Annotated in this window: 14 protein-coding genes; 9 read left to right on the top strand and 5 right to left on the bottom strand. The window is 38.0% G+C overall.

Annotated features, from left to right (window positions below):
* The first annotated feature begins 3 nt into the window (after positions 1 to 3).
* Positions 4 to 1,836 carry an alkaline phosphatase gene (locus AC4IFE_RS09845; RefSeq protein ID WP_490756704.1) on the top strand — a complete coding sequence of 611 codons (1,833 nt, stop codon included), beginning with the start codon at positions 4 to 6 and terminating at the stop codon, positions 1,834 to 1,836.
* 83 nt (positions 1,837 to 1,919) lie between these two features.
* Here the strand turns inward: AC4IFE_RS09845 and AC4IFE_RS09840 are convergent, their stop codons facing one another.
* From AC4IFE_RS09840 to AC4IFE_RS09820, 5 genes are all read right to left on the bottom strand, one after another.
* Entirely contained in the window at positions 1,920 to 2,906 is a 987-nt protein-coding gene (locus tag AC4IFE_RS09840) for a phosphatidylinositol-specific phospholipase C (RefSeq protein WP_490756702.1), read from the bottom strand.
* A gap of 282 nt (positions 2,907 to 3,188) precedes the next feature.
* The gene (locus tag AC4IFE_RS09835) at positions 3,189 to 3,680 is read right to left on the bottom strand and encodes a hypothetical protein (RefSeq protein ID WP_490756701.1); all 492 of its coding nucleotides are present in this window, start codon (positions 3,678 to 3,680) and stop codon (positions 3,189 to 3,191) included.
* Between the two features lie 22 nt (positions 3,681 to 3,702).
* Positions 3,703 to 4,923: a 3-phosphoshikimate 1-carboxyvinyltransferase gene (locus tag AC4IFE_RS09830; RefSeq protein ID WP_490756699.1), complete on the bottom strand. Its 1,221-nt coding sequence runs from the start codon at positions 4,921 to 4,923 to the stop codon at positions 3,703 to 3,705.
* Positions 4,924 to 5,018: 95 nt separating this feature from the next.
* Positions 5,019 to 5,345, bottom strand: a complete 327-nt coding sequence (locus AC4IFE_RS09825) for a nucleotide pyrophosphohydrolase (RefSeq protein WP_116014798.1) — start codon at positions 5,343 to 5,345, stop codon at positions 5,019 to 5,021.
* Positions 5,345 to 6,754, bottom strand: a complete 1,410-nt coding sequence (locus AC4IFE_RS09820) for a hypothetical protein (protein ID WP_490756696.1) — start codon at positions 6,752 to 6,754, stop codon at positions 5,345 to 5,347. The genes AC4IFE_RS09825 and AC4IFE_RS09820 overlap by 1 nt, the downstream gene beginning before the upstream one ends.
* A gap of 180 nt (positions 6,755 to 6,934) precedes the next feature.
* Between AC4IFE_RS09820 and AC4IFE_RS09815 the strand changes: the two genes are divergently transcribed.
* From AC4IFE_RS09815 to AC4IFE_RS09780, 8 genes are all read left to right on the top strand, one after another.
* On the top strand, positions 6,935 to 7,186 hold the full coding sequence (locus AC4IFE_RS09815; RefSeq protein WP_111960878.1) for a type B 50S ribosomal protein L31: 252 nt from the start codon (positions 6,935 to 6,937) through the stop codon (positions 7,184 to 7,186).
* Between the two features lie 237 nt (positions 7,187 to 7,423).
* Positions 7,424 to 8,584, top strand: a complete 1,161-nt coding sequence (locus AC4IFE_RS09810; RefSeq protein WP_490756695.1) for a GlmU family protein — start codon at positions 7,424 to 7,426, stop codon at positions 8,582 to 8,584.
* A 425-nt stretch (positions 8,585 to 9,009) separates the two neighbouring features.
* Positions 9,010 to 9,519 (top strand): RNA polymerase sigma factor, encoded by a 510-nt coding sequence (locus tag AC4IFE_RS09805; RefSeq protein ID WP_111960876.1) that lies wholly within the window; start codon positions 9,010 to 9,012, stop codon positions 9,517 to 9,519.
* On the top strand, positions 9,494 to 10,168 hold the full coding sequence (locus AC4IFE_RS09800) for a hypothetical protein (protein WP_490756694.1): 675 nt from the start codon (positions 9,494 to 9,496) through the stop codon (positions 10,166 to 10,168). Before AC4IFE_RS09805 ends, AC4IFE_RS09800 begins: the two co-directional genes overlap by 26 nt.
* Positions 10,169 to 10,234: 66 nt before the next feature.
* Positions 10,235 to 11,515 carry a DUF4252 domain-containing protein gene (locus tag AC4IFE_RS09795; protein ID WP_490756692.1) on the top strand — a complete coding sequence of 427 codons (1,281 nt, stop codon included), beginning with the start codon at positions 10,235 to 10,237 and terminating at the stop codon, positions 11,513 to 11,515.
* Positions 11,516 to 11,528: 13 nt separating this feature from the next.
* Positions 11,529 to 12,029 carry a DUF4252 domain-containing protein gene (locus tag AC4IFE_RS09790; RefSeq protein WP_490756691.1) on the top strand — a complete coding sequence of 167 codons (501 nt, stop codon included), beginning with the start codon at positions 11,529 to 11,531 and terminating at the stop codon, positions 12,027 to 12,029.
* A 197-nt stretch (positions 12,030 to 12,226) separates the two neighbouring features.
* The gene (gene guaB / locus AC4IFE_RS09785; RefSeq protein ID WP_490756690.1) at positions 12,227 to 13,687 is read left to right on the top strand and encodes an IMP dehydrogenase; all 1,461 of its coding nucleotides are present in this window, start codon (positions 12,227 to 12,229) and stop codon (positions 13,685 to 13,687) included.
* 300 nt (positions 13,688 to 13,987) lie between these two features.
* The gene (locus AC4IFE_RS09780) at positions 13,988 to 15,844 is read left to right on the top strand and encodes a zinc-dependent metalloprotease (RefSeq protein WP_490756688.1); all 1,857 of its coding nucleotides are present in this window, start codon (positions 13,988 to 13,990) and stop codon (positions 15,842 to 15,844) included.
* Positions 15,845 to 15,875 lie beyond the last annotated feature (31 nt).

The raw sequence follows: 15,875 nt of genomic DNA, 5'->3' as shown, positions 1-15,875 counted from the left end.
AGTATGATGAAATTATCAAAAAAAATAGCAGCTGTACTGGCTTTTGGGGTGTTTACTCAAAACCAGGCGCAGAATTATCTGAAGTATACGGTGGGCAATGCTCATTCTCATAATGATTATCAACAGGAAATTCCTTTCTGGCAGGCCTATTATGCCAGCTTTGGTTCCATTGAGGCGGATGTTTTCCTCGTAAAAGGGAAGCTGTGGGTTGCCCATACGGAAAAAGAACTGCTGCCAGATCGAACACTGGAGAGCCTCTATCTTGATCCGATATCGAAACAAATCAAACTCAATAAAGGGAATATTTATTCCGATGGTACTAAGAAGCTACAACTCCTTATCGATATCAAACAGGATTATAAAACATCTCTGAGCGCGTTGGTAGCCACTTTGAAGAAGTATCCTGAAATTACCGGCTGTCCGGGCATTAAAATTGTGATTACCGGAGGAAGACCTCAGCCGGGTGATTTTAAAAACTATCCGGATTATCTCTGGTTTGATGGTAATCTTGATACAAATTATACCGCAGATCAGCTGAAAAGAGTTGGAATGTTCAGTGCAGACTTTCAGGATCTGGTCAAATGGAACGGAAAAGGGATTCCGAGGGATGAGGAAACGGAAAGAATCAAAAAAACAGTAGAAAAAGCGCATGCTCAGCAGAAGCCTGTACGTTTTTATGGAGCCCCTGATTTTACCAATGCCTGGGTAAACCTGATGGATCTTGATGTAGATTATATCAATACAGATCATATTCCTGATCTTAAAAAGTTCATCAATACCATTCCTAAAAATTTTTATAAGAGTACAAAAGGGTATGAAGTATACCAGCCAACGTACAAAACAGACCGGACCAACAAGAAAGTTAAAAATGTTATTCTCCTGATTCCGGACGGCACTTCCCTTCCCCAGTATTATGCTGCTTTTACGGCTAACAAAGGAAAGCTGAATGTTTTTAATATGAAATCCACCGGATTATCCAAAACCAATTCTTTCAATGCCTATATTACGGATTCTGCACCCGGATCAACGGCATTTGCCACAGGTGTTAAAACAAAAAATACATTTGTAGGAGTAGATGATAAAGGAAAAGCTCTGGCTCAGATTCCGGATATTATTGCAGCTGAGGGAATGGTTTCAGGATTAATTTCCACTGGAGATATTACCGATGCAACACCAGCGGATTTTTACGCACACTCGGACAACAGAAACAGTTCGGAGCCTATCCTTAAGGATTTTGTCAATTCTAAAACGAAAATTTTAATGGGAGGGCCTACAGGTGGATTGAGCCAGGAGAATGTGCAAAAGATAAAAGATGCCGGGATTGATTTCTATCAGGATCTGAAATCAGTCACTACAACAGACAACCGTATTTTGGTGGTTGATCCCCTGGCTTCCCAGAGAATAAGCAACGGAAGGGGAAACTGGCTGGCTGATGCTTTCGACCTTACCTTAAAGAATTTAAAAGATAATAAAAAAGGCTTCTTTATGATGGTAGAGGCTTCACAGACTGATGGAGGAGGACACAGCAATAATCTGGAGCAGCTGGTGACCGAACTATTGGATTTTGATCATATAGTAGGAAAAGCGATGAAATTTGCTGATGAAAATAAAGAAACACTGGTTGTCGTAGTGGGAGATCATGAGACCGGAGGTTTGACGCTTTTGGACGGGAGTCTTAAAGAGGGCTGGGTTTTCGGTAATTTCAGCACGAATGACCATACGTCGATTCCGTCAAGTGTATTTGCTTACGGACCCAATTCACAGGAATTCACAGGACTGTTTGAAAATACGGAGATTTTTAATAAAATACTTTCAGCCTACGGGATTAAGAGATAATCAGGAAACGATCTATCTTTAAAGAAATGTAGTCTTTAGCAACTAAAGACTACATTTTTTATGTACCGGATGATCAGGGCCATCTAGTTGTAATTCGTGTTAATAATCAGTGTTGATAACTCTGTGTTGATGAAATCTATTGGCATTGTTCCGTAAGATCCTCTGGTGTTATTTTGGAAGAATGTGGTCACTTTAGGATTTATATTATCGGAAACTCCTGGTATACTTGGTATTCCAAATAGTAAAGGTTTGTATCCACTTGTGAAATTGATGAAAAGTTTGCCACTTGTATCATTTTTTGCTTCATTAAAAAGAGTTGAAATCTTTGTCCATTTTTCATCATTATTTGTCACTTTATAATAATCCTGAACCTTTAATGATGTACCCGGAGTATTGTTAATTTCAAACGTGGTATTGTCTGCCCATCCCGTTGCATCAATCCCTTTAGAAACTTCAGCAGGAAACCTTCTCAATAATCTGATTTTTCCTCTTATATCTCCCAGGCTCGGAATGTTATTTCCCAGATCCCATTTTGAAGGATTTTTCTGAACGTAGGTATCAAATGTTTTTTCAAAGCTTCTCGATGTGTTGGAAGCGTTGTATTCTTCCTTAACAGACATAATGATGGTTTCTGTAGGATGGTTCTCCAAAAATGCGTAACAGGCGTTGAGCACATCATCAAAGTTTAAATTTTGGTAAATAGCACCATGGTGTATCGCAAATGAGTTATCAATATGCCTGCAACGGATATCCAGAAAACGGACTCCGGCATTAAGTTGCTCGGCAATCGTAAGATTTTGGGTTTTTGCAGTACCGCTGTTGGAAGGCACTTCTCTCATAGCACCGGAATCATGAGTACCAGGGATCGAAATTTTAGCTATTGAAATATTATCCTGAAGTCCGGACATCCAGCTATTGGTTTCGATCGAGACTAATGAAGTCCGCTCATTTTTTTTCTGATGAAGACTTAGGTCTGTACTGTCTGAATCCATTTCGGCTGTTCTTTCCGAACAAGAGAAAAACATACTTGCAGCTGTAATGCCTAGGAATAAAATTGTTGAAGATCTCATACTTTGATTAGATATAGTTATGGTATTTTTATTTGATTAAAAATAGGGATATATCTTACCAAGAGAAGTTAATTCAACCTTAAGAGATAATTAAGTTGTGTTAAAGTATAAGAGTAGTGGATCTTCCAATCTATGGAAAAGCTAGTAAATGAAATCTTTATTTGAACCGGGAATTTTAAATCTATTTTCCCCAATCCTGAAATTGCTCATTTAGGCAAAGTCTTAAACGGATGGTCAATTCTTTGGGATAGCTTTTTTTCCCGGCAAAAGATAAATATTCCGTTAAAATTCCAGACCCGTATCTTCTTTCTGAATCATTCCTGTCTCGTCCAGGTTGCAGATACAGCCTTCAACGGTTTTGTAATTCCCTGAAATACGGGTCTTTTTTCCTTTGCTGTCTGTAATGATGATTCCGGAGGTAAAGTTCCTGCTTTCGGCAAAATAAGTTCTGTACAACAGGTACTTATAACCATTACTCGTAAAAGAAAGATTGTCTACTTCCATACCTGCATTCTGTTTTCCGCCGCCTCTAAAATAAGAGCTGTAAGTAAATTGCTCCCAGCTTTCTTTTGTCCTGGTCTTTGGAAATTCCATATCTACATGATCCTTGCTCCCGAATCTATATTGGATATATTCATTCTTTTTATCTTTAACCAAAGCCATGATCTTCCCATTATTTGTTTTAAATGAGAAAACTGTTTCTTCATTGGGCAGCAGATATTGAGCCCAGGAAAACAGAGGTATCAGAGAAAATAATACGATATACTTTTTCATGATATTCAATTTCGCACTTTCATCAAACCATAATATCGCTTAAATCTTTCCAGAACATAGGATAAGATTTTTCCACCACGTCTTCTTCCTCAATAGTAAGTTCTTTAATAAGGCAGAACGAGGCAAAGCTCATCGCCATCCTGTGATCCTGGTAAGTCCCGATAGAAATGTGCTCTTCGGGTTCCCCGAAGCTTACGGATTTAATGGTAAGGTCTGTAATCTCTGTCTCAGTACCCAGTTTTTTCAGTTCATTATATAAGGCCTGCAGTCTGTCGGTTTCTTTTACCCTTAGTGTTCCCAGTCCGGAAATTTCAAAAGGAATTTTTAAGGCTGCGGCTGTTACGCAAAGTGTTTGTGCAATATCCGGGCAGTTATTCATATCCAGGACAATTTTTTCCGGGAAAACAAAATCAGGTTCCGGCTGAAGGGTAATTTTATGTTCGTCTTCAGTGAAAATCGTATGAATACCGAAAAAGTCTTTATAGATCTTGGCAATGGCAGAATCTCCCTGGGTAGATTCTTTGTAAAAGCTTTTCAGGTGGATGGTTTCCCTTCCCAGTGCACAGATCGAGTAGAAGTACGAAGCCGAACTCCAGTCGCTTTCCACTTCATAACTTGTTGCAGATAATTTACCATTTACATCAAACGGTTCCACTTTGACTGTGTTTCCTTCAAAACTGTTCTTTATCCCGAATCTTGTCAGGATATCCAGCGTCATTTCTATATAGGATCTTGAGGTAACTTCACCAACCAGGTTAATCTCCAGTCCGTTTTCCAGCTTTCCGGCAATCAGAAGGAGGGAGGTGATGAACTGGCTGGATATATTAGCCGGGACATTGACCTGCTTTTGAGTGATCTTTTTTCCTGTGATCTTTAAAGGCGGGAAGCCTTCGTTTTCCAGATATTCAATCTCAACACCCAGATCTTTTAAAGCGTTGACAAGGTTTTTAATAGGTCTTTCCTTCATCCTTTTGGATCCTGTAAGAACAGTGGTTTTCCCTTCAAAGATGGAATAGTAGGAAGTAAGGAAGCGCATAGCTGTTCCTGCGTGGTGGATGTCTACAGTTTCTGTGTTTTCAGACAGTGCTTTTTTCAGCAGCTGTGTGTCCTGGGAATTGGACAGATTCCCGATCTGTATATTTTTAAATAAACTTTCCAAAATCAACAAACGATTCGAAATACTTTTCGAACCGCTGATCTGAACTGTTTTATCTGATGCTAATTTTGATTTTTCTAACTTCATTATTTCTGCAATTTGAAGATATTTAGACAACAGACGCCAGATATCAGATTGTTTTAAAGTCTGATATCTGACATCCCGCATCTGATATCTGTTTATTATTTCAACTTCTCGTTATTCTGATGCCGCTCTTTATCACGGTCAGTTTTAATCTTCATTTTTTTGTCGAAAGCTTCCTGTAAATTCACTCCGGTCTGATTGGCTAAACATAAGGTGACAAATAATACATCTGCCAGCTCTTCACCAAGGTCTTTGCTTTTATCGCTTTCTTTTTCGCTCTGTTCACCATATCTTCTGGCGATGATACGGGCTACTTCGCCTACTTCTTCGGTCAGCATGGCCATGTTCGTCAGTTCATTAAAATAACGGACTCCTATGGTTTTGATCCACTCATCAACCTGTTCCTGCAGCTTTGTGATTTCCATTATTGATATGCTCCGAGAGTAGGGTTGGTTGTTCTTGATACATTCACAATGTCAAAAGGTACCGTTGCAGCTACAGTGACGTTTCCTTTTCCTCTTGCCGGCGATGTTGTTTTTACCCTCAGGTTCATCTTCGCTGCAAAATAATTAAGGAACTGTGGATCTTCGTTCTTAATACTCTGTATCACATTCACATTATTGTCGAAATTGAATCCGGCTTCTGATGTGCCGGAATACTTTATCAGTGAGTTTTGGATAAGGAATTCAAACTGCTGTCCCGGCGTCTGTTCAAAATTCACAGAGTTGTCTCTGTCTGAAAAGACGATGCTGTTTTTTATATCAAGGCGTTGAAGCGCCCCCTGTTCTGTAGTTCCTGCTGCATTTTTCCACTCATTGGCTGCCGTAATTCCGTTTCTGGTGTAAGATCCCATTGTTTTAGAATAATTTGCAATTGTAGCATGAGTGTAGCTGTGATTTCCGCCTCTGAAAATCCCGATACATGATTCACCACAATTGTTCATCACTAAATTATTGGCAGTAACCGTTGAGCCCACGGCATAAATACCATATTCAAAGAAAGTATGGATGAACGAGTTTCTGATATTTGCTGTATTCTGTTTCATATCCAGACCTCTTGTTCCTCCGAAAAGTCTTGCAAAATTCATATTGAGGATAGAATTGGGTTCCATCCGGATAGAGTTCCAGTTTTTAGGAAGTGTATCGTGATCCAGGTCATTTCGGTCTCCGCGGAGAATGACTTCATCGTTCAAAGCTCCGTTAATATTTAATGTAGCGCCCGTTGACACTTTCATACCACTGTTGGTATGGAAATACACTTTAGTTCCCGCCTGGATATCCAGTGTTATATTTGGATTCACCGTAAGGTCACCATAGATGATCTTAGCCTTGTTTTTGTTCCACACGGTGTGGGTGGTGATCAAATTGGGGTTGGTAGGAGACTGGATGAAGAATTCTGCATCCTGAACAACAGAAAATAAAGTCACATGCTGCTGTCCTGCACCGCTGCTAAAAAGGATCTTGTCTTCAGCTATAGCCTCAGGTCCGGTAGCTTCAGGTACTATTTCCACAAAAATATACATACTGTCTTTCTTCCTCAGCGGTACATCCTTGAAATCATAGCCAGGTTTTCCGTCTACATTGATCCTGTATAATGATGCACTCCCTTTTTCAAGGTTGATTCTCGGAATTAAAACATCCTTGTCTTCATTATTATATACTTTTACAAAATAAGTTTCAGAACGCACCTGATGATAAACGGTATCACAGAATACGGTATCTTTTGAAAAACGTAACTGCTGTGATGGAGCGTCAAAAGTAATATCGTCTTTATTACATGATACTGCCACAAGAAGCATCCAGAAACAAAAAGCCAGTAATAGTTTGAATTTCATCGAAATTAAAGTTTAATAGATTCCAAATTTAACGAAAATACTTTGAATTTCTTATCAATAAAAAATATTGAATTGAGTATTTGTATATTTGAAAAAATGTTGTACTTTTGCAACCTAAAATTAGCAGAGAAATACCATTACTATTTCGGAAGCAAACTTTAATTTTTTAAAAATTGTATTATGAAAAAAGGAATCCACCCAGAAAATTATAGACTTGTTGTTTTCAAAGATATGAGTAACGACGAGGTGTTTCTTTGCAAATCTACTGCAGAAACAAAAGACAGTATCGAATATGAAGGACAAGAATATCCGTTGATCAAAATGGAAATCTCTTCAACTTCTCACCCTTTCTACACTGGTAAAGTGAAACTAGTTGACACTGCAGGTAGAGTTGATAAATTTATGAACAAATACAAAAAATTCGCTAAGTAATTTTCTGTTACCACACATACTAAAGTCTTCCAATCTATTGGGAGACTTTTTTGTTATACAAGTAGTTGGAATATTTACTACTAACTTCTAATTTCTAACATCTAACATCTAATTTCTATTTCCAGCTATTTTTGTATTTTTGTTCTGAATAGAATTAGATGCCCAAATTTGTAACAAATCATAACTCAACGTTGGGTCTCTAACTTCTAACTTCTAATCTCTAACTTCTATATCACAATGCAATTAGTATTTTCAGATGCCCAGTATTGGGAAGATTTTCTTCCGTTAACTTTTACCCGTCCTGTTGCCGCCATGCGATGCGGAATCCTTACCTTTTCCGAACGATGGCAGAAGGTCTTAAGAAATACCGAGGTTTCTTATTTTACTGAAAATTATCTTCAGGATAAATTTAAAACCCCCGAAGAAAAAGAAAGTCTTTTCCTGGTTACTAATTTTCTGCCGACCGAAACGGTAATCCGGCAAATCAAGGAACTTAAACAGGGGGAAGCTCTTGTTTATGAAGATGAGCTGATTGCAGCGAGAATTAATATGAAAGGTTTTTCCCTGAACCAGATCGAAAAGATGACAGATGTAAAGGAGAAATTAACCTTCTTTAAAAAACCTGCAGACTTATTTACCTATAATCACCTTGCTATAGATTTTGATTTCAATTTGCTGACTGAAGGAAGAACTTCACAGGAACTTTCATCTACCAACGGATTTTTAGGTGATAAAAAAGACCTTTTCATTGAAGAAGGAGCTCAGATAGAATTTTCTACAATCAATACCAAAACAGGAAAAATCTATATCGGGAAAAATGCTGAGGTGATGGAAGGCTGTAATCTCCGTGGACCGATTTCACTGGGAGAAGATTCTAAATTTAACCTGGGATCAAAAATTTATGGAGCTACGACTGTTGGCCCGCATTGTAAAGTGGGCGGAGAGGTGAATAATATCATCATATTCGGGTACTCAAGTAAAGGGCACGAAGGTTTTGTAGGAAATTCTGTGATCGGCGAATGGTGTAATTTCGGAGCGGATACGAATTCTTCCAACCTTAAGAACAACTACAGCCAGGTCAAACTGTGGAGCTACAGAACGAAAGCTTTTGAAGACACAGGGCTTCAGTTTGCCGGACTGATCATGGGAGATCACTCTAAAACAGCAATCAATACCCAATTGAATACCGGAACAGTAATAGGGGTCGCTTCTAATATATTTAAGCCAGGTTTTCCGCCAAACCTTGTGGAGAATTTCTCATGGGGCGGAAGTAAAGATGATGAACGATTCAAGCTGGATAAAGCCTACGAAGTAGCAGAAAGAGCAATGGCAAGAAGAAAAGTTGCTTTAACAGATGAAGATAAAGCTATACTGAAACATATTTTTAATACATATTAATATTGAAAGCCTCCACGTCGGAGGCTTTTATGTTATCAGATACTCATGATGTGAGAACTTGTTTATTTTTACACAGATGGTTATGCTTTACTATTTATGTCTTAGCTCCATGGAATCTAAAAAATATGTGCCATCTGTGAAATCCGCGGGACAGCAAAAATGTCCTTTCAGTTGATCTCAAAGGTTTGATCTATTTGAGAATTCTAAATTTACTTTGTTGAAAAGCAGCAGAAAAGCTATAGGTTTTAAATTATCTTTCAGAAAAAAAGAAAAAAAATGTAATTTTATAAAAATCATATAAACTCCTTTGTAAATGGGTTTTATGAGTATACAGAAGACACAGAATTAGAAAAAACATCACTTTTTTTATAATCTAGTGTAATAAAATAAAGATTTTAATTGTCTTACTAATAGAAACAAAACTCATGACCCAAGAAACTTTCAAGAATACGGTGTTTATTCTCAAAGACGAGATGTATCGTTTTGCGAAAAGATTCGTTATGAGCAGTGATGAGGCAGAAGATGTGGTGCAGGATCTGATGATAAAATTCTGGCAGAAGAAAGAGGAACTGGAGAAGTTTGGAAATTTAAAGTCCTATGCTTTGAAATCTGTCCGGAATGAGTGTCTGAATCGGCTGAAGCACCATGATGTGAAGTTGGGATTTGCAGATTTGCAGCTTCACCGCTCAGAATTGTACAGCATGGACATCAATAATCTGAAGGAGCATATTATAGGGTTTATCAACCAGCTCCCGGAAAAACAGAAAATGGTGATCCATCTGAAAGATGTAGAAGAATATGAGGTCTCGGAAATTTCCGAAATGCTGGAAATGGAAGAAAACGCAGTAAGAGTAAACCTGATGCGGGCGAGACAAAAAGTAAAAGAACAAATATCACAACTGATGAGCTATGAACAAAGATCAATTTCAGAATAAATACGATGAGATCTTCCGTGAAATAAAGGAAGAGAAAATGGACTGGAGTTTTGAAGATTTTCTTCAGAAAGCAGAAGGTGGAGCTGATGACTCTGAAACCAACGAAGCATCTGTCATTCCGCTCCAAAAGAATAAGCCTTCTTTTCCGAAATGGTTCTGGATGGCAGCCGGATTAGTGCTTCTTTTCAGTATTGGTTTTTTCTTTAATGATTACCGTACAGGGGTTATAGAAAGAGAAAAGCTGGTGAAAGATGAGGTTTTGAAACAGAAATCTGAGTTTATTGAAGAAAATAATGACCATCAGGAGCAGGTAGCGGTTAACCATACCGATTCTATTTCCGGGGCCAGAAAAGATTCTATTTTCCAGGAGAATTCAGTAGCGGAAAAGGATGTGCTGGATGAGATATTGCCAAAAAGAGGAAGACTGAAAAAAGAAACAAAACCGAAGTTTGTTAGTAACTCTTCATTCAAAAATAATAAAGCTTTAAAAGATTCTACCGGATATAAGGATTCTTATGTCATAGTCAACGGTAAAAGGATTGATAATGTAGATGAAGCTATTAATGTAACTAAATATTCATTCCAGATATTTGCCAATAACGTTAGTGAAAAGTTAGCACAGCCTACAGTAGTAGACGACGATTATTAACAACAACAATAGATTATGCTCCTGATCAGGCAACAATAATCAGCTTAAGAAAATAAAAATTGACTCATGAAAAAAATATTTATAGTATTCGCACTCGCTTTTTCCCACTTCTTTACGGTGTATGGGCAACGGGATAAGTTCGACATGCTTTTTGACAGGTATCAGGAGGTAGAAGGAGTAACCTCTATTAAAATTGCAAAGCCAATGTTCAGTATGCTGAGCAGCCTTAATATTGATGATTCCCAGCTGGATCAGATCAAACCTCTGCTTTCGAAAATTAACGGATTGAAAATCCTTATTACAGAAAATCCGGAAAATATTAATACAACGGAAGGGCGCAAAGTTCAGGATAATCTTTCCAGGCTCAGCAAAGATGTTTCCGTGTATTTAAAAAACCTTAATTACAATGAGATCATGTCTGTCAATAATTCCGGATCAAAGATAAAATTTCTTTCTTCTGATGCAAAAGACGGAATGCTGAATGATCTCCTGCTTAGCATTGATGGAGGAAAAGGAGAAAATATCCTGGTTATGCTGGATGGAAAACTTTCTATGGATGATGTGAATAAGATTATTAATTCCAGTGAAACCCAAACCAATACCAGGACCAATACGAGGACCAGCCTTACCTCTGAAAACAATTCCTCTTATCTTAACGGGGAAGCAAGAAATGTAGGCGAGTTCTCAGGAATTCAGGTAAGTGACGGAGTGAATGTGGTTTTCAAACAGGAAAGTCCTACCAATGTAAAGGTAATCGCTGATTCCGATAAACTTCAATATATCATTACAAAAGTGGAAAATGGAGTTTTGAAAGTCTACGTAGACAATAAGAAAACAAAGAATTTAAAGTTTAAAAACCTAAGCGTTAACATTTCCTCTCCAAGAATGGACAATATTAAAGCTTCTTCAGGAGCTAACTTTAATGTAGTGAACGCCATAAAAGAAAATAACCTGGTTATTGATGCATCATCCGGAGCTAATGTGAAAGGTGACTTTAAAATCTCCAACACACTGGATGTTGGAACTTCATCAGGAGCAGTGATAAGAGCAGGAATTACAGCAGGAAATATCATGATAAAAGCATCCAGCGGCTCCAATACAGCCTTTGAAGGAAAAGCGGATTCCGGAATAATAGATATCAGCAGCGGTGCCCTTTGTAAAGCTGACGATCTGAGACTTGATAACCTTGAAGTGGAAGCTACGTCCGGGGCAAACCTTTCGGTAAATGTTTCCACAAAACTGAAAGTAAAAGCTTCTTCAGGAGGAATGGTTAAATATAGAGGGAGACCTGAAATAGAATCCAATATCAGTAAAATGACCGGAGGTAATCTGAAGCCTATCGATTAAAAAAATGATAACCATGAAAACTTTAAAAAACATTTTTTTAGGAATCTTTACATTGCTTATACTTCAGTCCTGTATTGTTTCAGGAAGACCCAATATGGATTTCTTTAAGCAGTCCGGGTATGATTTTAAAGGAGCAAAATTTGCGAGTTTCAACGTACCGGTATTTATGGCAAAACCTTTTATTAAAAAAGCTTTGAGAGAAGATGGTGAAAGTGAAGAAGTCATTGCTCTGGTTAAAAAGGTCTCAAAAATAAAAGTAATGACCGTAGATAACGGGAGTAAAGAAATGCTGAATGAATATTCCAGGTATCTGAATGACAATAACTTTGAAGAATGGGCAACCATAAAGCATAACGGTGAAAATGTCAATGTAAGGGTAAAACAGAATGGGGAAACCATTAAAAACATGATGATTACTGTCAATTCAGATAAAGAACTGGTTTTCGTGGATGTGAAGGGAAGCTTTACAGCAGACGACATTTCAAAAGTAATTAATGCCGCTACAGATAAGTAACCCCCTACTCATCAGTATGCATCATTAAAGATAAAAACAAGTAGTTTCATACTATACTAATTATTTTGTACAGGAAAGGCCGTTCTTAAAAAGAGCGGTTTTTTCATTTAAGTTATTGATTATTAAATTTTATTTAAACTATTGAAAAGGATTTTCATATCTCGTTAAAATAGCCTAATTTTGCAAAGAAAGTAAAGATGTCTATTCATAACAAAATTGTAGAGACAGCCATCACTTTCGATGACGTTCTTCTAGTCCCTTCTTATTCAGAAGTTTTACCTAACCAGGTATCCCTAAAATCAAGACTTACCGACAAAATCACGCTGAATGTTCCGATAGTTTCTGCTGCGATGGACACAGTTACCGAAGGAGATCTGGCTATTGCTTTGGCAAGAGTAGGAGGTTTGGGTTTTATCCACAAAAACATGACGATTGCTGAGCAGGCTGCACAGGTAAACCGTGTAAAACGTTCAGAAAACGGAATGATTTCTGATCCTGTTACCCTTTCAAAAGATCATACACTGGCTGAAGCTAAGGAAACTATGGCCAAATATAAAATTTCCGGCCTTCCTGTAGTAGATGCAGATAATGTACTGATCGGAATCATTACCAACAGAGATGTTAAATATCAGGAAAACCTTGACATGAAGGTTGAAGAGATCATGACCAAAGAAAATCTGATCACTTCTGATAAAAATACCAATCTTGAGCAGGCTAAAGAAATTCTTCTTAAGAGCAGAGTAGAGAAGCTTCCGATTGTAGATAAAGACAATAAGCTGGTAGGATTAATTACCATTAAAGATATTGACAACCAGCTGGAATATCCGAATTCCAATAAAGACCACAAAGGGCGTCTTATTGTAGGAGCAGGTGTTGGTGTTGGAGAAGATACAATGGACAGAATTGCAGCATTGGTAAAGGCCGGTGTGGATATCGTAGCTATTGACTCTGCCCACGGACACTCCAAAGGTGTTTTGGATAAAATATCAGAAATCAGAAAAGCATATCCGGATTTAGATATCGTAGGAGGAAATATCGTAACTGCGGAAGCGGCAAAAGATCTTATTGAAGCTGGAGCTAACATTCTTAAGGTAGGAGTAGGGCCCGGTTCCATCTGTACCACAAGAGTTGTAGCCGGAGTAGGGGTTCCCCAGTTATCTGCTATCTACAACGTATACGAATATGCAGCATCCAAAAACGTAACAGTAATTGCTGACGGAGGGATCAAACTTTCCGGGGATATTGTAAAGGCGATTGCAAGTGGAGCAGGAGCTGTGATGCTGGGATCTCTTTTAGCAGGAACTGATGAAGCTCCGGGAGAAGAAATTATTTTCCAGGGAAGAAAATTCAAATCTTACCAGGGAATGGGAAGTCTTTCTGCCATGAAGAGAGGAGGAAAAGAAAGATATTTCCAGAGTGAAGCTAAAAAGTTTGTTCCGGAAGGAATTGAAGGAAGAGTACCACACAAAGGTAAACTGGAAGATGTGATTTTCCAGCTTACCGGAGGCTTGAGAGCCGGTATGGGATACTGCGGAGCTAAGGATATCGAAGCTTTACAGAAAGACACCAAAATGGTTATGATCACAGGAAGCGGTTTGAAGGAATCTCACCCACATGATGTGATTATCACCCAGGAGGCTCCTAATTATTCTTTTTAGAATTATTTAATCTATATAAAATGCCATACAGACTGTATGGCATTTTTATTTTATGGCGAAGTGTGGAATTGTTTAGGCTTTTAAATATTATTATGAGTAGGTTGATAACAAAGATTATATTGTTTTATCATAATAAAAAAGGTGAAATAATATAGATTATTTTTTTTTTCTTGCAAATTTGAGAAAAATAAATAATTTCTGTAACAAATGTTTTTTATTGCTACTAATAGAAAACATTTGGGCTAATCTTTTTATTACAATAAAGAGATTGATAAAATTAAAATTAAAATATTTGAAGTTATGAAGAAAACTTTCCTTTATGGAGCAATGCTATTCTCACTTTCATTAACTGCACAACAACAGCAACAAGTGCAGAGAATCTGTGGTTTTGATCAGGAATTACAACTGCAGGAGAGAACGATTCCCGGGGTAAGACAGATTTTTGATAAAGTTATCAAAAATATCGAAGCCAAAAGAAAGGCAAATCCTTTATCAGCTGCTAAAGGAATGGTGAATGGTGCCTATGAAATACCTGTTGTAGTTCATGTGATTGAAGGTAATAATCCAACGTACACTAGAACGGACACTCAGATTCAGCAATGGCTGGATAAAGCTAACCAGATGTATGCAGGAACTTATGCCTGGCCCGCTAATGGAGTACCGGCAGATTTTGGAACATCAGCAGTGTTCCCTATCAGATTGGTATTGGCTAAAAGAGATCCGAACTGTAATGCGACTAATGGTATTGTGAGGTATAATGGAAGTACCTTAAGTGGATATAATACATCCGGAATGGCTTCTCAAACAGCGAATGGTGCTTCTAGAGCTGCCATTAAAGGTTTGGCTCCGCACTGGCCTGAAGCTTCTTATTTTAATATTTATTTAATTACCACATTTGATGGAAGCGCAACTCCTAACGCAGGCTTGATGGGATTTGCTGCATTCCCGAATAATCTTGATGCTAATTACGAATCATTTATGAAAACCGGGGTTGTAACTAACCCTCACGATACAACATTTGCTCATGAATTTGGACATGCAATGGGATTGTACCACACTTTCGAAGGTGGTAGATATGATGCTGTTCCTGCAGACTCGGATTATTGTCCACCTACTACCGGAGTTTGTGATGAGGATGATGATCAGGTTTGTGATACCGAAAGATCAGGAAGTGGTTATTCTGCATGGCCTGTTCCTTCTAATTCAGCAATTAATTCATGTACCGGTTCAAACTATCAAGGTGTACAGTATAATATGATGAATTATTCCAATTCTGTTGCTCAGAAATTTACAGCAGGGCAAGGGGATAGGATTAATGCTTCTTTTATGTTATTCAGAAGTAGTCTGACAACTTCAAAAGCGGGTACAGCTCTGCCTTCTACTCCTGCGCCGTCGGTTGTTCCCGTTGCAGCTTGTACACCGGCAGGTATAGCAAATCCAGGGGATTATTTAGCAGGTCCTGTTTCTGTTAAGTTAGGACAAATAGATAATGCATCTCCCGGATATTGGCAGGCACATGCATTGTATTATATAGATTATACTACAAAGGCATGCTCCATGAATATATACACACCATTGGTTGTTAATCAACAGCAGACTGTCAGTGTTGGAATTTTTGGAAACCCCCAGTCGGTACGTGTGTGGATAGACTATAATAATAATGGTACTTTTGAAGCCAATGAACTTGTGGCTTCTGGAGATGATGTGGCAATTGGTGCTGATGATAATGGTACATTTACAGGTACATTTACGCCTCCGGCTACTGCGACATTAAACACTCCATTAAGAATGAGAGTTATGGCAGATGCTGAAAGTACATTTACGCCGTGTGGCCAGCTTGGGTATGGTCAGGCAGAAGATTATTCTGTAATGTTGGTAACTAATCTTGCTACAAGTGAAGTTAAAGCAGACAATAATGATCTTGTGATCTATCCTAATCCGGTTGCAACGGGTGATAAAGTATTTATCAAAGCTAAAAATGGTAAGAATTTAAAAGTTTCTATTTCTGATATGTCAGGAAGATTGGTGGCAAGCCCATCTGTCTCTGACGAAGGAAACGGCATCTACAAAATCAACCAACAGCTTGAAAAAGGGGTTTATATGGTTCAGATTTCCAACGGGAAAGATAGCAAGACTTCTAAACTGATCATTAAATAAAATTTGATCATACAAAATATAAAATATAATG

It is taken from the genome of Chryseobacterium sp. UF-81 (genome assembly GCF_058245105.1).
This window is presented reverse-complemented; position numbering and strand designations above follow the sequence as displayed.